The following is a 20,382-nucleotide window of genomic DNA, read 5'->3' as shown; positions in this document are numbered from 1 at the left end:
TCATTTAATGAGGTTCCGCTTCTTTTCGACATCGCTGCTTTCACAATGGGCAACTCTGCATTAGTAAGCCGCAGACCCTTTGGAGAACACCGTACGATCCTCGCCGGAAGATTCAGCGGGGATACGGCAGAATGGGATTGCTGGAAAGGCCACAAACGGACGAAAGTCCAGCGATGTTGCGAAGAAACCGAGATTTCTGAATTCACCATATCGCCTATTTTGCCAAAAAGAGTGGCCATGGCCTGAAACTTGCCGTAGAATATCCATGACAACTCGATGGGATCGTCGGTCGCAGGAGGTCCTTCGGACGGAGCGCCGCCGAAAGGATGGGAACCGCAAGTTGCCGTTCTGGCAGTCCCCTTGGTTCCTTCGAGAGATTGCGACGATGAAACGAGGCCCGAATCGGCACCGCGCCAAATTCGAACGGCTCCGCCGTCATCTCGACATCTGTCTTCATCCAGACAGGCCGAGACGCCACCGGACGCGATCAGCGCGTTATGCGGCTGCATTGGCTGAGCAACTCGGACTGATCGCCCGTCCCAAGGTTTGTACCTGGTGCCGAAAACGACAGCGGTTGCAACGCCATCACTGGAGTTATGAGGAACCCTTGAACGTGACGTTTCTTTGCTCGGCCTGCCACGAGATCGCCGATCAAATGGTTTGGGGATCCCGCATCGCCTGAGGCAACGATCTCGACAAGGGTTTAGCGATTAACTCGCATCCCGGAGTTTCTGATCGCGTTGCGAGATCGTATCTGCGTGGAATTCGCGCTCAATGGGCAGTTTGATTCGGGTGATGGTTTCACCGTGATTCGTTTCTTCCCAGGTAATCGAACCTCCCACTGATTGAAGAAAGCGAGCGACGCGAGGAAGTCCAAGTCCAAGCCCTCGACCGGCCTGCCGACCGCAGTAGAACGGATCGAGCAAGTGGGTGGATCGCTCCTCATCGAGCCCAATTCCTTGATCCTGAACCGTCCAGACAACAGATCGCCGATCGCCGAGAGACTCTACAAGAACTCGTCCTCCCTCCGTAGTGGCTTCCAGCGCATTGCGGATCACGGCTTCCGCCAAGTGGCGGAGTGCTTCGGGGTCGGTCGAGACCGTTGGGCCTGGATCTGGGGTCCGACAGCAGAGATGCACCTTACGGTTCTCTGCCTCGGCCTTCAAATCCTCGACAACGCCTCGAAGCACCTGATCGGGAACACAGGGGACGTCTCGAGGGACCGGAGGCCGAGCGATGTAGATCAGGTCTCGAAGAATCTGATGCGCTCGTCTCGCCTGAGTAATGATCGTTTGAAGGGCGTTTCGAAACTCGGGATCATCGGTTCGAGCCTGGAGTAACTGAGCTCGCCCTGCAATGATGGCCAGCGGGTTATTCAGCTCGTGAGCGGCACCAGCGGCAAACTCGGCCATGGCGTCGAGGGTGGACCTCGATGGCAGAGGAAGCGGCTCTGTTGCGGGCGCTACGCATTGAGCGAGAACCGCGTGAAAGCGTTCCGAGAGTTCGGCAAGTTCTAAATCGAGATGGTCGGCTCTCATTCGCTGAGCGATCGACTCACGGAGCGAGGTTTGTAATTGGATCGGGTCGTCGTTCGGGCTGAGTCCTCCTGAGCATCTTGCCTGGACCGTCGCCACTAGCCACCGCCGCTGAAGGTCGGTCGGAGCCGGTTCGAAACAGGGGCCGGGAAGTGCCCACGGTGTCCGCATCGCCCAGCTTCGACCGAGTCGAACCCATCGAAGGTGAACGGGATCGTGAATGGCGGAGGCGGGTGCATCGCTTCGCAATCCTGCAAGCAGGATGGCGTCGCTCATCTCGGGAGGACATCCCCAACGCCGCGCGAGATGAAAGCCAAAGCTGGCGGCGTTACGGCCGAACCAGCGAGACTCAAGGAGCGTTCGATCACCCTCGTCCGTGTTGGACATCCACTCCGAGAGACGATCAGGGGCTACGACCGCCAGGGCCCAGAGCGCAAGCGGGTGCAGCAACCCGGCCCGGCCCACGGCATCAGGATCGGGATCACCACCTTCTATCGCCAGCCGATGAGCCGCCAGGGACGTGGCGACACAGAAGCACCAAAGCCGGTCTCGGGCTTCCGATCCAGGAGCGTTGATCTTAGTCCAACAGGAGTCTGCAAGCCCCGGCAATCGCCAGGAACCAACACCTGAGACCGAAGCGCGTAGCGCAATCCCAGGATCAATACGTTCAAGTGAATTCGCAATGCATTGATGTGTTGGAAAATTGATATGATTCTGGGGAAGGTGCGTAAACGATATTGGTCGGATGGGTAGCCCATCGAGCCGTTCCAATCGGCTTCGAAGCAAGCCGAGAGAATCAGAGGTCGGTCGAGACCCTTGCACCCGATCGGGCTCCTTCCCGAGGGGCCGGGGAGGGGCCCCGGCCTTGCGACCTTGATGCCGCGTCGTGCGGCGATCGAGAGAGCGTAGGACGTTTGGCGATTCCGGTCAAGCGGAGCCGCAGCCGTTCCAGAAATTCAGGACTCCCGGGTTGACTCGATGTCGAGCAACTTGCAAATCCGGCGAAGCAGTTCGTCGACGTCGAGGGGCTTGGACATGAAGTCGTCGGCGCCAGCCTCGTGCAGTTCACCGATCTTGTCTTCTTCGATCATTCCCGAGATGCAGAAGATCTTGATGTCTGACATCGAGGGATCGCGACGAACCAACTCGCAGACGGCTTTCCCGTTGATGTCCGGGAGCATGATGTCCAGCACCATCAGGTCAGGATGATACTCCTTAGCCATCATCCCCGCACCGAAACCGTTGTCGACGTCCTTGACCTCGAAGCGGCCGTCAGCCAGTAGGGCATCCTTGATAATCTGGACGACCTCCGGTTCATCATCGACCACAAGAATCCGCCGCCGACCGCTTTCCAGCGCATCGGTTGGAATGTTGTTGTCCTTCATGAACCGATAAAGAGCGTCTCGCGGAATGCGACGAAACCGCGACCCGGGCACGCGAAAGCCCTTGAGCTGGCCAGAGTCAAAACAGCGAATAATCGTCTGCTGACTCACCTTGCAGATCTTCGCGGCCTCACCAGTGGTAAAAACGGTTTTCATCGTCGGGATCGCCCCCTTGACACGAGCCCCAGGCAATTTTCCGGCTCGACCTTACGGACCAGACCTCCCGTCCGATTCGCGATGGTCCCCTCGCCGGGCGCCCTCGACTCCTCCCTGATCACGGACTCGCCCGCAACAACGACGCCGAGACCTCGGCTCCGAGATTCGATCCCCGACCCGACTATTGTCGACGGGTACAACTCTACAGAACACAGCGGTCCCGCAAAGCTGGTCAAAACTCTCGATATTGCCGAATTTACCGACATCGCCAATTATAAGATAGGTCCTGGTTCTGTCAACCCAGAGAAGACAACGGGAAGAGGATGAGTTGTGGTCCTCCGGGGAACCCTGGGGGTCAGGGACTATGGGAGAGGCGCGCGCTCGCCAGCGGTCGGGGATTCGGCGGTAGACGATCCGTCGACGGGGGCCGGGGTGAACGGGCGACGAGGGCGGGTGTCGAGGTTCGACGGGCTTCGGCGCTTCAGGAAAACAACGAGTGTCGAGAGGTCGGCTGGGTTCAGTCCACTGATTCGAGAGGCTTGCCCAATCGACCGGGGACGAACCCGACGCAGTTTCTCCCGCGCCTCGTGCCGAAGCTGGGGAATTCGGTCGTAATCGAAATCCTCGGGAATGGTCTTGTCTTCGAGGCGGCGAACTTTCTCGATTTCCAGAGCCTGTCGAGCGATGTATCCGCCGTACTTTGCCTCGATCGTCGCCTGCTCGACGGCTCCCGTACCGTCATTGTCGAATTCGGAGAGATCCGAGTGGATCGCCTTCAGGTCGTCCCACGAGACTTCCGTGCGACGGAGCATCTGTTCCAGAGACTGGCCATCAACCCGGACCGTGCGGAGCCGGTCGCGAAGAGCTTCGATCCGATCGCGACGACGAACGAATCGGTTCCAGCGTTCGTCCTCGACCAGGCCGAGACGGCGGCCGAGCTCTGTTAGTCGAAGGTCGGCGTTGTCGTGACGGAGGAGCAAGCGATACTCGGCTCGGCTGGTAAACATGCGATAGGGTTCATCGACCCCTTTGGTCACGAGGTCGTCGATCAGGACGCCGATGTAAGCCTGGGTGCGGTCGATGACCATCGGCTCGTCCCCGGTGCAGGCAAGCGCGGCATTGATGCCGGCGACGATCCCCTGAGCGGCGGCTTCCTCGTAGCCGGTCGTGCCATTGATCTGCCCGGCGAAGTAGAGGCCGGGGACCCGCTTGGTTTCGAGGGTCGGGTGAAGCTGGGTCGGGGGGGCGAAGTCATATTCGACAGCGTAGCCGAACCGCATGATCTCGGCCCGTTCCAGACCAGGAATCTTCGGGATGATCGCTTCCTGGACGTCTCTGGGGAGGCTGGTGGAGATGCCGTTGCAGTAGTATTCGAGGGTTTGCCACCCTTCGGGTTCAAGGAAGATCTGGTGCTGTTCGCGGTCGGCGAAGCGAACGATCTTGTCCTCGATTGAGGGGCAATAACGGGGGCCTGTGCTCTGAATCTGCCCGGAATACATGGGAGCGCGGTGCAAGTTCTCCCGAATGAGGTCGTGAACGGCTGGATTGGTGTAAGTCAGGTGGCAGTCGAGCTGCGGTTGCTCAATTCGATCAGTGAGGAACGAGAAGGGGACGGGATCGGGATCGCCGGGTTGAGGTTCGAGCGCGGCAAGATCGATGGTTCGGCCATTGAGGCGGGGAGGAGTGCCGGTCTTGAACCGATGGAGCTCGAAACCGAGTTCACGGAGGTTCCCCGAAAGTCCTTCGGCGGATACGTCTCCGGCCCGGCCGCCGGCGGTTTGCTGCTCGCCGGTGTGCATCAAGGCCCTGAGAAAAGTACCGGTCGTGACAACGACGGCTCGGCCTCGGTAGATCGCACCGCCTCGGACCCGGACCCCGACGGCGCGGCCCGACTCGACGACGACCCCCTCGACCATTTCTTGTCGAAGCGTCAGACTTGCCTGCTGTTCAACCATCAGCTTGGCAGCCACCTGATAGGCTTTCTTGTCACACTGAGCGCGGGGGCTGTGCATGGCAGGCCCCTTGCCTCGATTGAGCAGCCGGAACTGGAGACCGGCGGCGTCCGTCAGAAGACCCATCGCGCCGCCGAGGGCATCGACCTCGCGCGCAATTTGCCCCTTGGCGACCCCGCCGATGGCCGGGTTGCAACTCATCTGGCCGACGCCGTCGGCATTGAGGGTCAGCAAGACCGTCCGCCTGCCCATCCGAGCCGAGGCGAGGGCGGCTTCGAGCCCGGCATGGCCGGCACCAATGACGACGACGTCGTAACGGTAAGGGTCGAATCGTTCGAGGTCAGACATTGCGGTGGCGGAAACTCCCGAGGGGTGGATCGACGGGTCTTCAACTTGCGGTCGAAACCGGGCTCAACGGTAGGGGATCATCACGGAGCTGCCTTGTCGATCATCATACCAAAGCGATGCCAGGGTGATTTCTGTAGAATTGAGCCAGTGAGTGGGACGCCATCGGTGTTGAAGTCCTCGGGCAAGCAGAATCGCGACCAGGTGCGCTCTCTGGTGCGCCGGTGGTGCGCCTCAACGAACACAGTTTCATGGCCGTAACGTGTTGCGAGAACGATGCTTGGAGCAATCGGGGATCATTCGTTTCGGAAACGCTGGTCTTGACGGAGTTGGGTTGGCTGGAACGCGGGGCGGTTCAGGAAGGTGGACTGAGGCAATCTCGGGAGGAGCCGAATTGGGTACGGGCCAGTCTGGGTCCTGAACACTCCAGAGGGGGAGAAGAGGTGCGCAGTTGGTGCGCCAACCCGTGCGCCGTTTGATGAAACGATCGGTGCGCCTGAGGAGGCGCGGTTTGTGCGCCTGGGGTGCGCTCGTTGTACGAGGGGTATCCATTCGTAAGGTGTTTGCCCTCAGGTTGTTTGCGTGTTTCATGTCAGTTCGTTTGGTCGATGCATGGAGATCTCGATCGCTTCTGAATCGATCTCTGATTCGCCGAGATGCATTACGCTTGGAGACGAAGGAGAGAACTCGGGTTGGGGGTCCAGGGTTGATCAGGTGCTGGAGAGGAGAAGGCCAGAGCGAAAGAGAACGGTTGAAGGAGGCCACAACGATATGATCGTGGCGGAGGGGGGCAATATTCAGGAAAGTTGCACAGGTCTTCGGAGAATCGGCGAGGGGTCGCCGGAGCAAGGAGGCGGGGATATACTCGGCCGGTATGAGCGGGAGTCAGGAACCGAGCGACTAGCTGTTGGCGTCCGCCTCATGGATCGAGCCGAGGCCGAGGAATTCAGATCCGAACGGACTGGCGTGAGGGATCCAAGCCTGCTTGCCAGTCCAACCGTGGAGCGTTGATCAGCCTGACTGCTTGTACAATGAACCGGGCCCAGCCGAGATGAGTGATTGGGCCGGGGGTACTGGAACGATCCATCGTGTTTGGTCCCGCTTTAGGTGTGAGGGCTCGACCAGTCGGAATTGGCCGATTGTGGCCTTTCAAAAAGGACAACCAGAATCACAGCGAACGTTCACCCGGATCGCCTGCACGACTGGACAAAGGGTGAAGGATTGGGAGCGAGAGTGGTGCCCGCGCAGAGACTCGACGGGAAAGAGACAGCCCGATTGATCCGACTCGAATTGAGTAACCGGGTCTCGGCGCTCCGAGAAGTGCGAGGGAAGGCGCCCGGACTGACAGCGGTGCTGGTCGGGGACGATCCGGCCAGCGCGATCTACGTCAGGAACAAGGAAAAGGCGGCTCGCGAGGTTGGCATCGAGGGCACAGTCCACCGACTCCCGGCCTCGACGAGCGAGGCGGAGTTGCTCGATGTGGTCGATCGACTGAACGCCGACCCGGCGGTGGATGGAATTCTCGTCCAATTGCCCTTGCCCGATCAGATCGACCCGAACCGGGTGATCGACCGGGTCAGCCCGAGCAAGGACGTGGATGGCTTTCATCCGGAAAATGTCGGGCTGCTAGCGATCGGTCGGCCGAGGTTTGCGTCGTGCACTCCGCTTGGGGTGATCGAGCTGCTCCGTCGGCAGGGAATCGAGACGAAGGGGAAGCGGGCGGTGGTGCTGGGACGTTCAAATATCGTCGGCAAACCGATGGCGCTGCTCTTGCTTCAGAAAGGGGCAGTCGGAGACGCGACAGTGACAGTCTGTCACTCGGAAAGTCGGGAGATTCCGGAGATTGTCCGGGAAGCCGATCTCTTGATCGCGGCGGTCGGCCGCCCGGAGATGGTCCGAGGCAACTGGATCAAGCCGGGGGCGATCGTGGTGGACGTGGGGATTCACCGGAGGGCGGACGGCAGCCTTTGCGGGGACGTGGTCTTCGACGAGGTGGCCGAGGTGGCGTCTTGGGTCACGCCGGTCCCGGGAGGGGTCGGCCCGATGACCATTGCGATGCTCCTGGCCAATACCGTTGCCTCGGGCGAGCTTGCAGCGGGGATAAGACCCTGAGACGACAAGCGATTGCGACGAACAGGATCAAGACGATCTGATCGCGGGCGAGACGATCTCAGCGCGAAGCGCTTCGACCTTGGTTGGTTGGCTCGATCGGATCGGGAACCCTTACACGGAACAGGACCAGGCAATGATTCGATTTGGCATTTGCAACGAGTTGTTTGAAGGGTGGGACCTTGCTCGGACCTGTGCAGAGGTCAAACGGATCGGCTATGAGGGGATCGAGCTGGCTCCGTTCACCCTGGCACCGTTGGTTACCATGCTCGGCAAGGATCGCCGGGCCGAGATCCGCCAGACAATTGCCGACAGCGGTCTGGAGACGATCGGTTTGCACTGGCTGCTGGCGAAGACGGAAGGGTATCACCTGACGAGTCCCGATCCGACCGTCCGGTTCAACACGATTGACTATCTGAAGGTGCTCATCGAGGCAACGAAGGATCTCGGTGGGTCGTTGATGGTCTTCGGCTCGCCGAAGCAGCGGGACATTGCGATGGATGTTTCTCGGGAGGACGGTGAGCGGTTCGCGGTCGAGGTGCTCCGAGCGATCACAGACGACCTCGACGCGCACGGGATCGAACTCTGCCTGGAACCCCTGTCGACCGCCGAGACGAATTTCCTCACCAGCATTTCCGAGACGAGAGCCTTGATCGAACGCGTGGGTCATCCGAAGGTGACGCTCCACCTCGACGTGAAGGCGATGTCGAGCGATTCGGGTGGGAGTGTGCCAGACCTGATTCGGGCTCACGCCCCCTATGCCGGCCACTTCCACGCCAACGACCCGAATCTGAGAGGGCCGGGGATGGGAGACACGGACTTCGGACCGATTCTGAAGGCCCTGGTGGACTCGGGATATGATCGCTGGGTTTCGGTCGAGGTCTTTGACTTCACCCCCGGTGCCGAGGAGACCGCCCGTCAGAGCCTCGATTGCCTTCGGCGAACCCTGGCAGAAGCTCTGGCCTGAGAGAACGATCATGATTCGAAACGATCATGAAATCATTGGCATGATCCCAACCAACACGGAGAACTGAGCGATGGCTGAGACGCGCAGCGGTGAAGTGACGATGAAGGGGAACCCGATTGATCTGGTGGGTCCTCGCCTGAATGTGGGGGACACGGCGCCGGAATTTACGTGCGTCACGAAGGGGGCCTCGGGGCTCGAAGTGGTCACGTTAAAGGACACCGGCGGAAAGGCCCGACTGTTTAGCGTGGTACCGTCGCTGGATACTCCCGTGTGCAATACCCAAACCCGAACCTTGTCGAGCACGCTCAAGGAGCTGGGGGACACCGTCGCCGCGTATACGATCAGTACCGACCTGCCGTTCGCCATGGCCCGGTTCTGCGATGAGGCGCAGGTTGGGAACATGACGAACCTCTCCGACCTCCACAATCAGAGCTTCGGACAGCATTACGGCGTGTTAATGGCCGGCGTGCCGGTACCGTTGCTGGCGAGAGCTCTGTTCGTTGTCGACCCGAACGGGACGATCACGCACGTGGAATATGTGAAGGAAGTCGCAAGTGAACCGAACTACGCGCCCGCAATTGACGCCTTGAAGAAGGCGGCTGGCGTTTAAGTGCTCGACATGTCCAAAAAAACGATCCGGGGGCCGTCCGTCGTTTCGAATGGCAGCCTCTCGGATCGTTTCGACATGGTCTTCAGACTGTTGCGGGCCGGGATTCGTCACAGGTGGACGGGTTAGATTGGTTGGGCCAGTGCGATCCGGATCGGAGCCGCTCCAGTAAGACGAATCAGAACGATTCCCGCAGGGGTCGGGATGTCCCTCGGGCCAGGTCAGGTAACGGATTTGGGTCGCCTCGATCTCGATGTGAACCCGGCACGATGGGGCACAAATCAGTGAATTGTCTGAGTCGAGCTTCTGATATGTGATGGATCGGCCGTTGGCATCGCCTCGATGCGGCAGTGGCGTTCGGGAGCGTTCGAGAGCATCGTCCAGGAGGACGGGCATCCGTCCGCGCTGGTTGTAATCCTCGACGATGATCTGAGCCACGCGCAGGAGGTGAGCACGGTGCCGAGCGGCGGCTGCCTCCTTGCTTTCGAAGGCCATGCTGGCCAGGAGTCCCATCGATAGGGCGGGGGCAAGGACAAACAGGATGACGATTCGGCCGGTGGACCGGGCGTCGGGAAGTCTGCGCAGAAGTGGCAGCCAGCAGATCAGGGCGACGGTGAGCATGAACGCCGCCACGAAGAAGAGCATGCCCAGGACGAGCTGATCAGACACCCGATACGTGCCGTCGAATCGGATCGAGGCACCGGCCGCAACCAGAGCGGCGCTCAGGGTGATCCAGGCGGCGAAGGGAAAACGACGAAGCATCAGGACCGAAGGGCGATTCAATGGCCCAGCTCGGATCAAGAGGGATTGAGCGGATCATTCAGATTTTAGTCCTCTTGTGGGTCGATGAACAGTCGATCTTGGTGAGGATTGGGTGAACCTCGGAGGTTGACTGATCCACCGCAAGCCTGCTGGACCGTTGATCGTCTCTGGCGATTGAGCGAGGATGGATTGATCGCCCGGTCTCCGCGAGGTCGCCGGACAGGCCCCTTCGTCCTGTCGCCCGAGTCTGCTGATGCCGCTGGACCTACTGACTCGACTCGATCCGCTTCGGCGCGTGCAGTGTCCGTTCTGTTTCGAGCGGTTTGCGGCCTTTGAGCTTCACATCAAGTGTGAGAGTACGGCCTGCGAGAACGACTTTGGCCGACAGGTAGAAGATCCGATTCTGACGCGGACCTATTTCGGTCCGAACGCGGATTCGATGGTTCGAAGTCCCTGGTGGATCGATCCGAGGCAAGACGAGCGCCGGGGTGTTCGTCGCCTGATGGACTGGATGATCTTGCCGGGGTCGCTGGACTGTCCTCAGTGCGGTCGAGCGACGGATTGCCGCCTTTGTCCGCGATGCCATCAACGGATGCCTGAGGCAGCGATCGCCCGAAGGCCGGGGCATCTGACGATCTTCGGCCCGCAATCGGTGGGAAAAACGACGTTCATGACGGTGGTCCTGCACGAACTGAATCAGCATGTTGGCCCCGATCGCGGCCTCTTGCTGGAGCCGATCGACGAGGAGGTCCGTCGTCGATACCGTCAGGAATATCAGGAGGTCACGTACGGTTCGGCAATGGAGGGAATCGGTGTGGGCCAGTGGGGAGAGGTGACCCGTCAGTCCCATATGCCGACTCCTCCACTGGAAATGAACCGGCGCGTTTTGCAACCGCTGGTGTATCGAGTGAAGCGTCGGGGGAAGGGGGGAGCAGAGCCGTTGCTTTCGTTCTCAGATATGGCGGGTGAAGATTGGGAGATGAATTTCTCAGTGCTTCGTCGGGAAGCCGGCCACCTGATTCAGCGAGCAAAAGGGTTGCTCTTGCTGATTGATCCGATGCGGTTGCCGCAGGTGGCGTCGGACCCTCGAATCCGCTTGACCCCGAAGGAGTCGATTGCGCCACCGGCCGACTATCGGGAGGACCTGTCAAAGCTCGCCAGTTTCTTCGAACGGACTCCGGTCCGAGTGCCACTGGCGATTTGTTTAAACAAGCTCGATCGTTGGGGACCATTGATGGCTTCTGGAACATCGCTGCATGAGGTTGCGACCTCAGTTCCCGGCAAGAACGTGAGGCAGTTGAGCGATCAACTGGTTCATGACGAAGTTCAGGCCGCCATGAGGCGGTGGGATCAGATGTCGTTTCTGGAGCATTTGAGCATCGATTTTCCCCGCCATCGGTTTTTCGCATGTTCGGCACTCGGGGATGCCGCCGCAGCCGAGGATGATGCGGCCCAACCGCTGCCGACCCCGTTGCTTGTCGAACGCCCGCTTCTGTGGTTGCTTCAGCAGCAAAAGTTGATTCGTTCATGAGATTTGACTGATACGCTGCCCTTTTTTTTTCCGAGCCGATCATGAGTGACGCGACTCGCCCGGAAGAGACCGAGGTTCCACCCGAGACCGAAGAGGCGCAAATGCCGTCGGTCGAGCCCGAAGCGGTCGAGGTTGCCATGATCATGGCGGCCTCGGCTTATGAGGTGGTGGATACGTGGGAGAATCCGGCCGAGTTGAGGATCGAGCCGGAACAGGTGGAGGCTCAGGAACCAACGGTGGACTCGATGGCTCCCGTGCTTGAAGCCATTACGCAACTTGGCGGTCGCATGGATCGGCTTCAAGCCGTGATGGACCGGGAGTTCCGGGCGGAATCGAGCCGAGAAAAGGTGGTGGACCGGCTTCACGCGGAGTTACAGGAATACAAGAACGACCTGTTGTTGAAGATCACGAAACCGATCTTCATTGACCTGATCCAGTTGCACGACGATCTGGGGAAGATGGCCGATGCCATCGGTGGAGCGGACAATACGCAGGTCCTTCGAGACGTTCAGCAAGGACTTGAAGATATCCTTTACCGCCAGGGTGTCGAGCCGTTCGGAACCGAGGATGAGACGTTCGATCCTCGCCGGCAACGGGCCGTATCGACGGTGCCGACTGACGATCCGGGGCAAGCCAAACGCATTGCCGTTCGGCTGCGTCCGGGGTTTTCGATGGGAGAGAAGGTGATTCGGCCGGAACTGGTCTCGGTCTACGCGTTGAACCGTTCATCGCCATCCTGAGTCGCCTGACCGATTCACCAGAAACGTCAGAACGGTCGATGAGCCGATCGGGTGAGGTTTGTCGCTCTTCTTCGGAAGGATTAATGCGTTTCTTCCCCGATTTTGGGGAAATGGTTTCAGCCTGAGAGGAGATCCGGAATGGGACGATGGGACAACCGTCGCTTCGATCGACGTCAGATGATCGGTGGGCTCTCGTTCGGCGCAGCCATGTTCATGGTCCGGGGAGCCTTTGCTGAGGAGTTGGTTCGCACCCCCCCGCAGACGGAAGGACCGTTCTATCCGAACCAGCTCCCGCTGGACACGGATAATGATCTCCTGAGAATCAACGATGAGATTACCCCTGCCGTTGGTGAAGTCACGCACCTTTCGGGCCGCATTCTCGACGCTTCGGGATCGCCCGTGCGCAACGCCCTGGTTGAGATCTGGCAGGTGGATAATCACGGGGCCTACCTGCACACCGGAAGCGCGAATCGAAGCGATCGTGACGCAAATTTCCAGGGATTCGGGCGCTTTCTGACCGGTTCGGACGGTTCCTACTACTTCCGTACGATCAAGCCGGTTCCCTACCCTGGACGAACGCCCCACATTCATTTCAAGATTTGGAACGGTCGGGAGCCGCTGCTCACTACCCAGTGTTATATCAACGGACACCCTGGCAATGAGCGTGACGGCATTCTTCGGAGGATCACCGATCCGGCGGATCGCAATGCCGTTCTGGTGGATTTCAAGCCGATCGAAGACTCTCGAATCGGGGAACTCGAGGCTCGGTTCGACGTCGTGCTGGGGATGACCCCGCAGGGTTAACAATTCTCAAGCTCGATCGGTGATAAACTGGAAAAGCGAGAGGGATGATGCGTAATCTCATCGTTCCGGGATTGAAGCACCCAATCGCTTCATCCCTCTCAAAGATAAATAGTAATATCAACCAGTGTTAAGATTATTGTGGTGTTAGAGTTCGCTTAATTCGGTGTTGGGTGCATCGTTAAGGCTCTGACCATTTTCTGACTGTAGATCTGGAGTTTTCGATTTTTGTTGTTGGCTTGTGTAGAATATGACTGTGTTCACAAGTCTTGATTCAAATTTAAATAAATCGGTTGGAGCCTCTATCGGAAACTTCTCCTCGTTTCTGTGAGAGTCAAAAAGTCCTACGTATTTTTGTGAATAATTAAAACGTAAACGGCAAATCGGCTTGCGATTGTTGTCGTCAAGTAAAATTCCACAATAACTTTTGGTGTCGCGAATGACGATGCGCTGTGGATTGACATGTTTAGAGAGAATCGCTCGCACAATATGATATCCTTCGGTTTCCTCCTCAGTCGTCACGATTTCCTCATCATTCTCTTGGAGGTCAACTCCTGGGACGTCTGAAGTTGATGACGACGCAACAGGTTCCACTCCGTCAAGAGCGGATTGAATTCGTTGCTGGACCATCTCTTTGATAAAATCTCGAAATGCATCTCCAACAAGCTGAGTAAATTGCTGCTTGACACTTGTCGTAATGGATCCGTTATATACTTGCTTCGTGAATAACCTGACAAACTCTTCGGAAGGTGAGTTTAACTCGTTGTTCAAGAGACCGCGAATCTGCTTTTTATACTTTAGCTCACTTGCGTTGCATAGTATGTTATTCAGGTCAAACGATTGTTTTGAGAACTTCTTGATTTCTTCGACGATCTTCGAATCTAAGCTCAGCATCGAAAATTCAAAAAATGGATGCGAATCCATTTTGTTAGGTGCTTCGATGTCTGTGTAAAATTGGTACTCAATGCCATCGGTAAGAACGGCAAACCGTGCGTCAGTTGTAGTGAAATATCTGAACAATTGTGACGCATGATTAATACTCAGTTTCGATCCAGCTGACTTGCACTCAATCAAGATTGCGGGTTTTCCGTCTCTCATTATCACATAATCAACTTTTTCGCCTTTTTTGGTTCCCACATCAGCAACGAATTCAGGAACGACTTCCGTCGGGTCAAAGACGTTGTATCCAAGAGCATTGATTAGAGGTAGAACCAACGCATTCTTCGTTGCCTCCTCGGTGGCAAGATGAACACGATGCGCAGGGATTCGAGCAGCAATCTGTGCAAGGTGATCGATGAGGTCCATTTGCTAACCCTAGCAGGGATGTGAGTTTAGGTGATTACTCTCATTTTCTGGCAAGATAGATTTTCTCAAACTAATTGAGTACTATCAAGAACCGAATTCCATGAAAGATAGGCTGTGTGAATTGATGGCTACTTCAGCCTACGGATGATCCGGACACCACTACTGTTACGACGTGGCAAATCCACTAAAATAGGACAACGGTAGCGGCGAATATTCAGGAACTGGGCTTTCATCGAGATTCTGCTGCGTTTCCCACACCATTGCAGTAACAGGAGTATTTGCCGTGAGTGAGCCGATGAAACGGGTCTACGGCATCGACCTGGGGACGACCTACTCGGCGATTGCCTACGTTGATGAGCACGGCAAGCCGGTGATCGTCCCGAATCAGGAGAGTGAGCGGATCACGCCGTCGGTGGTCCTGTTCGACGGGGATGCGATCATCGTGGGGAACACGGCGAAGGAGTCGGCGAAGGTCGAGCCGGATCGTGTGGTCAGCCGGGTCAAGCAGCACATGGGCGACCCGCATTACGTGTTCGAGTATGAAGGGCAAGCCTACAGCCCTGAGGACATCAGCTCGTTCATTCTGCGCAAGGTCGTCGGCGATGCCGAGGTTGCACTCGGTCTGGGAGACGAGGAAAAAATCACCGACGTGGTGATCACCTGCCCGGCCTATTTCGGCACGGCCGAGCGCGAGGCGACGGCGAATGCCGGGACACTGGCGGGACTGAACGTTCGGGCCGTGCTCAACGAGCCGACCGCTGCTGCAATCGCCTACGGCCTGGAGCAAGAGCGAGATCAGGTGGTCCTCGTGTATGACCTTGGTGGCGGCACGTTCGACGTGACGATGATCGAGATCAAGGATCGTTTGATCCGAGTCATCTGCACCGGTGGCGATCACCGACTCGGCGGTACGCTGTGGGATGAAGCGGTTGTGATGTACCTGGCCGATCAGTTCCGCGAACAGACCGGCCTGGACAGTGATCCGATGGACGACTCCGAAGTCCTCAACGACCTGTTCCTTCAGGCAGAGCGTGGCAAGAAGACGCTGACTCAGCGCGATAAGGCTCCCTTCCGGGTGACTCATGCCGGGCAATCGGCCCGTGTAGAACTCGATCGGGAGACCTTTGAAGCGATCACCCGGCACCTGATGGATCGGACTCTGGAACTGACCCGCGAGATGCTGGCCGACGCCAAGGCAAAAGGATTTGACTCGTTTGATTCGCTCATACTGGTCGGTGGGGCGACGCGGATGCCCCAGGTTCACGATCGGTTGGTGGCCGAATTCGAGATCGAGCCGATCAGTTTCGACCCGGATGAAGCGGTCGCTAAGGGGGCCGCGCTCTACGGCTTCAAGGAGTCAATTCAGCAGCAAGTCGTCAATTACTTGCCTGGAGCAGGAAACGAGTCGGGTACGTTCGATCCCTCGGCCGTCAGTGAACAGGAAATGCAGGAAGCGCTCGACAAGATCGAGCAGGAGACCGGATTCACCCTGACCGGCCCGGTTCGAGAGCTGGTAAGCACCCAGATCGTCAACGTCCTGTCCAAGAGCCTCGGCGTGATTGCCCGCAACGACGAGGGGCTTGATGTGGTCGTCTATCTCTTGCCGCGTAATGGAGAGGTGCCGATGGAGAGCACCCAGGATTTCGGTACGGATCAGGCGAATCAAGCGGGCGTGGATATCCGGGTGATGGCAGGCGAGCGCGACAGCCCCGAGCCGGCCGATTGCCAGGAGGTGGGTATCGCTCAGCTTCACCTGCCCGAAGGCCTCCCGTCGAAAAGTCCGATCCGGGTGACATTTGGCATTACGCGGGATGGGCGGCTGACTGTATCGGCCAAGGACCTGACCGGGGGCGGCTCAATTGACGTCGAGTTCGAAACCGAGGCCGTCATGAGCGCCGAGGACGTCGAGGAACGGTCGACGGCGCTTCGCTTGATGCAGGTGTCGTGATCGATTGACTTCGGCAGGCCCGATCAGGAGCGGATTACCCGACGGGGAGCGACCAGCCCATGACCATCACGTTTGAGTTTGCCTGCCCCTCGTGTGCTGCTCCGGGGAAGGCTCAGACCGATTGGGCGGGTCGCTCGGTCCGTTGCAAGCATTGCAAGGCAGTCTTTGTGTTGCCCGAACCCGGTGAGTCCGCTGCCAATGCTTACGAACTGGCGGAACCCCCCGATAGAGAGGCGGCTCCCGTCGCCCTGGCACCTCGAGTCGAACGAGGCACCTCGACGTTCACCCCCTCGTTTCGAGAGGGTTCCCTCGAAAACGTTCCCGTCGATCGGCTCCGACCTACCCTGAGAAAACCGGTCAACCCGCGTGAGGAATTCCAGGAGTGGAGGGGGGATGTTCGGGTCAAGGTGCTTGGGGTGATCTTAGCCACGGGACTGGTGCTGACCGGGGTTTCGTTCGCCATCCCTGGATTCGGGGGCTGGGGAGGGCTGGTCCTGGTCGTCCTGGGTCTACTGTTGACTGCAATCGGTTACTTCGTAGGAGCGTACGCCGCTTTCTGCGAAGATTTCCTGCATGGAATGCTGTATCTTTTTATTCCGATTTATACAGGTTATTATCTCGTAACACGATTCGATGATCTCTGGCCGTTTTTTGCGGGGTCAACGATTGGGTTTCTCATGTTCCTATTAGGGACCAGGGCCCTGGAACTTCACGGAGCCTTCTGAGCTTGGGCAAGTCGTGCGTGGCGGATTGCGGGTCGAGCCGGAGTGTTGACGACATGAGTACCATTGTCGGAATCGACTTGGGGACGACCAATTCCGTCGTCGCACGCCGCAACACTTATGGTCGTCCGGAAGTGATCCCGAACCGAGAGGGCGCGACCATCACTCCTTCGGTTCTCTACTTCGGTACCGATCCTCCAAGCATCGGTCAGGAAGCCAGGGAATACGCCCGACTTGGCGATGATCAGATCGCCAGTTTCTTCAAGCCGCAGATGGGCAACCCACTCTTCTCGCTCCGCTTCGGTGATCGCGAGTACGACGCGACGGAGCTTTCCGCTCTGGTCCTGGCTCGCTTGAAGGAGGACGCTCAGGCGGTGATCGGCGAACCGGTTTCGCAAGCAGTTATCACCGTGCCCGCGTATTTCGCCGATCCACAGCGCAAGGCCACGATCGATGCAGGATCGCGAGCCGGGCTGGAGGTCATGGGGATCATCAACGAACCGACCGCCGCGGCGCTGGCTTACGGACTGCAACGCAGCGGGGTCGAGGAAACCGTTCTGATCTACGATCTTGGCGGAGGAACGTTTGATGTGACCGTCGCCACGATTACACCAGAGGAAATCGTGGTCCGATCGACCACGGGCGACCATGATCTTGGCGGCAAAAATTGGGATGACCGGATCGCGACCTTTCTTGCCGAGCGGTTCGAGGCCGAAACCGGGTTCGATCCGCTTGATGATCCGATTGCGCTGAATGAGGTTCTGGTGAGGAGTGAGCAGGCAAAGTGGCAGCTCTCGGAACGATCAGCGACCCGGGTGACGCTCCAGCTCGGTGCCGACCGAAGAAGCTTTGAACTGAGTCGAGACGAATTCGAAGGAATGACCTTCCCCTTGATGGAGCGAACGCGGGCGCTGACCGAGGAGGCCATTCAGGCGGCCGGGCTTCGATGGTCGGATCTGTCGGGTGTCTTGCTTGTGGGGGGATCCACCCGGATGCCGATGGTCCGGAAGTTCGTGACCGAGATGAGCGGTCAGCCTCCTCGAGAAGGAGTGAACGTGGATGAAGTCGTCGCGCTGGGAGCGGTGATCCAGGCCGCGATCCTCGCGGGAGACGACGAGCCTCAGGATGCCCGTCCCCGCTTCACGTTGGGAGGGAGCAAGCCGGCGTTTGCCCCCTCGTTCACCCTGCCTGGAGCCAAGCGGATCAAGGATGTGATGTCGCACAGCCTGGGGACTGTCGCCATCAGCCCGGACGGATCGCGCTATGTAAACGACACCGTAATTCGAAGAAACTTGCCGATTCCTGCCTGCGAGACACGATCGTACCGCCTTGCAACGCACGGTGGTGCAAACGATCGGATGGAGGTCTACCTGACCCAGGGAGAAAGCCCCGATCCGCTTGATTGCACGATTCTTGGGAAATATGTCTTCACCGGGATCCAGGCAACCGATGCCGAGGTGGAGATTGATGTCTCACTCTCCTACGACCGTGATGGGGTGGTGCAGGTTTCGGGAGTACAACGCGATACCGGGCACGGGCTGACCGTTGAGGTGGAACCGGTTCCGGATGACCTGTCGTGGTTGGGAAGGCCTCCCGAATCGCGATCGGTGGAAGGAGACGTGGCACCGATTCGCATTTTCTTGCTCATCGATGTCTCTTCCAGCATGGCGGGTGATCCGCTCGTTGAGGCACAAGAGGCGGCACGGGCTTTTCTTGACCGCTGCGACTTCACCCACACTGAGGTGGGCTTGATCTCCTTTTCAGATCAGGTGGACTTGCAGGCTGACGCCACCGACAATGCGCGCCGGGTGCTGGCCGCGATCAATCGTCTGGTCGCGGAAGGAACAACGAACCTGACTGAGGCGATTGAACTGGCCCATGCTCATTTGACCGAGCTGGATCGGACCCGATACCTTGTGCTGCTCACCGACGGCTACCCGGATGCCCCCGAGTCGGCCGTCGAACAGGCAGATCTTGCCAAACAGGACGGGGTCGAAATTGTGGCCATTGGCACAGGAGACGCCGACCTTGACTATCTGCGACGGTTGGCCAGTACCGAGGAAGGTTCGATCTTCGCGCGTCGAGGAGAGTTGGTGCAGGCCTTTGGTCACATCGCCCGCGTGATTGCCGAAGGGGGACGTTCCCTCCGACTGATGGAACGAGGCGGATGATCTGAGATGTCTCATGCTGTTCCCGTAGAACCCCGATCACTTACTCAGACGCTTCGCAGTAATGCCCGCCAGGTGTATGCGATGGCGATTGCGGGTGCCCTGGGTGCAGTTGTGGGCTTGTACTGCTATGTGGAAATGATTCGGCCTTTTGACCTGATTCGACAGGCGGATCGGCTTTGGTGGGTGCGGAACCTCCTTGCAGGGGCGATGCTGGGCGGCACGATCGGATTCTTTCTCAACGCAGTGGATCCGCTTCGGGACGGAGCTCCGCTAAAACTTGCACGATCGGCCACCTGGGGAGCTATTGCAGGAGCGATTGGCGGCATGATCGGCCTGGTGCTCGGCGAGCTGGTGCTCGGAGGGCTTCGCGGCGGGCCTCTCGGACGGGCCGTCGCCTGGTCGATACTTGGGCTCGGAATCGGCCTGAGCCAGGGAATCGCCTCGCGATCGAAGCAACGCCTCGTCTACGGTCTGATCGGGGGAGGAATCGGGGGACTGGTGGGAGGGTTTCTGTTCGAGGTGCTTCGAGAAGGGCTTGGAAACCGTTACGACCTGAGTCAGGGACTTGGGGTGGCAATCCTCGGCGCGGGGCTGGGGGTGTTCCTGGCGCTGGTGGAACAGGTGCTCAGACGATCGTGGGTCATGGTACTCAATGGTCGGCAGGAGGGGCGTTCCTACCTGCTGGCGACCTCACTTGCGCGGGTTGGTCTGGATGAACGGGCCGAGATCGGCCTTTTTGGGGATGCCACCATCGTGCGTCGCCATGCTGAGATTGAGCGAACGGCCGAGGGGCATGTACTTCGAAACCTGGATACTCAGGGCAGGACTCGCCTGAATGGTCGACCCGTGATTGGTGAGGCGCTTCTGAACGATGGTGATCGGATCGAATTGGGCCGCACCTCACTGCTATTCCGGAGCCGGGGTGGAATGCGGTCTGGCGATGGAATCTCTTGATTGAGACCTGCGCTGTCGAGTGCGAGTAGACCTGCCGATGAACGCTTCGCTCGAGTCCAAGAACTGGTTGCTGGAGGTCGTCCGCGGTCGAGACGTCGGTCGGCGTTACCCGTTGCAGCCGGGACGAGTCGTCCTGGGCAACGCACCTGGAGCGAACGCGGGAATAGATCTGTCAGAGCAGGAAGCGAATTCATCTCGGAAGATGGCGGCCTGCCATGCCGCGGTGGAGCTGACGAGATCGGGGCTGGTGTTGGTGGATCTGGAGAGTCCCGGAGGATCGTTTCTCAATCGTCGTCGAGTGCTTCCTGGACAATCTCAGCCCCTGACCGAGGGAGACGTTCTCCAGCTTGGGGGAGTTCAATTGCGCGTTGTCGTTGATGTGTCGAAGCTCGCAT

Annotated in this window: 17 protein-coding genes and 1 pseudogene; 14 read left to right on the top strand and 4 right to left on the bottom strand. The window is 58.6% G+C overall.

Going from position 1 to position 20,382, the window contains the following annotated elements:
- On the top strand, window positions 1-246 hold a 246-nt coding region (locus HG800_RS27050), incomplete at its 5' end, for a hypothetical protein (RefSeq protein WP_206352430.1).
- Window positions 247-385: 139 nt separating this feature from the next.
- Window positions 386-682, top strand: a complete 297-nt coding sequence (locus HG800_RS24205; RefSeq protein ID WP_169980443.1) for a hypothetical protein — start codon at window positions 386-388, stop codon at window positions 680-682.
- A gap of 28 nt (window positions 683-710) precedes the next feature.
- On the opposite strand, the gene HG800_RS24200 is transcribed toward HG800_RS24205, so the two are convergent.
- From HG800_RS24200 to mnmG, 3 genes are all read right to left on the bottom strand, one after another.
- Window positions 711-2,144: a histidine kinase dimerization/phospho-acceptor domain-containing protein gene (locus HG800_RS24200; RefSeq protein ID WP_169980441.1), complete on the bottom strand. Its 1,434-nt coding sequence runs from the start codon at window positions 2,142-2,144 to the stop codon at window positions 711-713.
- A gap of 347 nt (window positions 2,145-2,491) precedes the next feature.
- Window positions 2,492-3,073 (bottom strand): response regulator, encoded by a 582-nt coding sequence (locus tag HG800_RS24195; RefSeq protein ID WP_169980439.1) that lies wholly within the window; start codon window positions 3,071-3,073, stop codon window positions 2,492-2,494.
- A gap of 362 nt (window positions 3,074-3,435) precedes the next feature.
- Window positions 3,436-5,373, bottom strand: coding sequence for a tRNA uridine-5-carboxymethylaminomethyl(34) synthesis enzyme MnmG (mnmG, locus tag HG800_RS24190; protein WP_169980437.1), 1,938 nt, complete (start codon window positions 5,371-5,373; stop codon window positions 3,436-3,438).
- 609 nt (window positions 5,374-5,982) lie between these two features.
- Between mnmG and HG800_RS24185 the strand changes: the two genes are divergently transcribed.
- From HG800_RS24185 to HG800_RS24155, 7 genes are all read left to right on the top strand, one after another.
- Window positions 5,983-6,381 carry a hypothetical protein gene (locus tag HG800_RS24185; RefSeq protein ID WP_169980435.1) on the top strand — a complete coding sequence of 133 codons (399 nt, stop codon included), beginning with the start codon at window positions 5,983-5,985 and terminating at the stop codon, window positions 6,379-6,381.
- A gap of 225 nt (window positions 6,382-6,606) precedes the next feature.
- Window positions 6,607-7,482 carry a bifunctional methylenetetrahydrofolate dehydrogenase/methenyltetrahydrofolate cyclohydrolase FolD gene (gene folD, locus HG800_RS24180; RefSeq protein WP_169980433.1) on the top strand — a complete coding sequence of 292 codons (876 nt, stop codon included), beginning with the start codon at window positions 6,607-6,609 and terminating at the stop codon, window positions 7,480-7,482.
- Window positions 7,483-7,615: 133 nt separating this feature from the next.
- The gene (locus HG800_RS24175; RefSeq protein ID WP_169980431.1) at window positions 7,616-8,446 is read left to right on the top strand and encodes a sugar phosphate isomerase/epimerase family protein; all 831 of its coding nucleotides are present in this window, start codon (window positions 7,616-7,618) and stop codon (window positions 8,444-8,446) included.
- 70 nt (window positions 8,447-8,516) lie between these two features.
- Window positions 8,517-9,056, top strand: a complete 540-nt coding sequence (gene tpx / locus HG800_RS24170; protein WP_169980429.1) for a thiol peroxidase — start codon at window positions 8,517-8,519, stop codon at window positions 9,054-9,056.
- 1,012 nt (window positions 9,057-10,068) lie between these two features.
- On the top strand, window positions 10,069-11,346 hold the full coding sequence (locus HG800_RS24165) for a hypothetical protein (RefSeq protein ID WP_169980427.1): 1,278 nt from the start codon (window positions 10,069-10,071) through the stop codon (window positions 11,344-11,346).
- A gap of 41 nt (window positions 11,347-11,387) precedes the next feature.
- Window positions 11,388-12,086 carry a nucleotide exchange factor GrpE gene (locus HG800_RS24160; protein ID WP_169980425.1) on the top strand — a complete coding sequence of 233 codons (699 nt, stop codon included), beginning with the start codon at window positions 11,388-11,390 and terminating at the stop codon, window positions 12,084-12,086.
- Between the two features lie 138 nt (window positions 12,087-12,224).
- Window positions 12,225-12,890, top strand: coding sequence for a dioxygenase family protein (locus tag HG800_RS24155; RefSeq protein WP_169980423.1), 666 nt, complete (start codon window positions 12,225-12,227; stop codon window positions 12,888-12,890).
- A 144-nt stretch (window positions 12,891-13,034) separates the two neighbouring features.
- On the opposite strand, the gene HG800_RS24150 is transcribed toward HG800_RS24155, so the two are convergent.
- On the bottom strand, window positions 13,035-14,192 hold the full coding sequence (locus HG800_RS24150; protein ID WP_169980421.1) for a type I restriction endonuclease: 1,158 nt from the start codon (window positions 14,190-14,192) through the stop codon (window positions 13,035-13,037).
- Window positions 14,193-14,475: 283 nt separating this feature from the next.
- On the opposite strand from HG800_RS24150, the gene HG800_RS24145 reads away from it, so the two are divergent.
- From HG800_RS24145 to HG800_RS28545, 5 genes and pseudogenes are all read left to right on the top strand, one after another.
- Entirely contained in the window at window positions 14,476-16,140 is a 1,665-nt protein-coding gene (locus HG800_RS24145; protein WP_169980419.1) for an Hsp70 family protein, read from the top strand.
- A 59-nt stretch (window positions 16,141-16,199) separates the two neighbouring features.
- The gene (locus HG800_RS24140; RefSeq protein ID WP_169980417.1) at window positions 16,200-16,865 is read left to right on the top strand and encodes a hypothetical protein; all 666 of its coding nucleotides are present in this window, start codon (window positions 16,200-16,202) and stop codon (window positions 16,863-16,865) included.
- Window positions 16,866-16,918: 53 nt separating this feature from the next.
- Window positions 16,919-19,033, top strand: a complete 2,115-nt coding sequence (locus HG800_RS24135; RefSeq protein WP_169980415.1) for an Hsp70 family protein — start codon at window positions 16,919-16,921, stop codon at window positions 19,031-19,033.
- 6 nt (window positions 19,034-19,039) lie between these two features.
- Complete coding sequence (locus tag HG800_RS24130; protein WP_169980413.1) at window positions 19,040-19,987, top strand: FHA domain-containing protein; 948 nt, start codon at window positions 19,040-19,042, stop codon at window positions 19,985-19,987.
- A gap of 37 nt (window positions 19,988-20,024) precedes the next feature.
- A pseudogene (locus tag HG800_RS28545) lies at window positions 20,025-20,327 on the top strand (FHA domain-containing protein); the annotation flags it as partial.
- Window positions 20,328-20,382: the final 55 nt, after the last annotated feature.

The organism is Tautonia rosea, assembly GCF_012958305.1.
Taxonomy (GTDB): Bacteria; Planctomycetota; Planctomycetia; order Isosphaerales; family Isosphaeraceae; genus Tautonia; species Tautonia rosea.
Note: the sequence above shows the minus strand (reverse complement) of the source record. Positions and strands in the feature narration are given on the sequence as shown.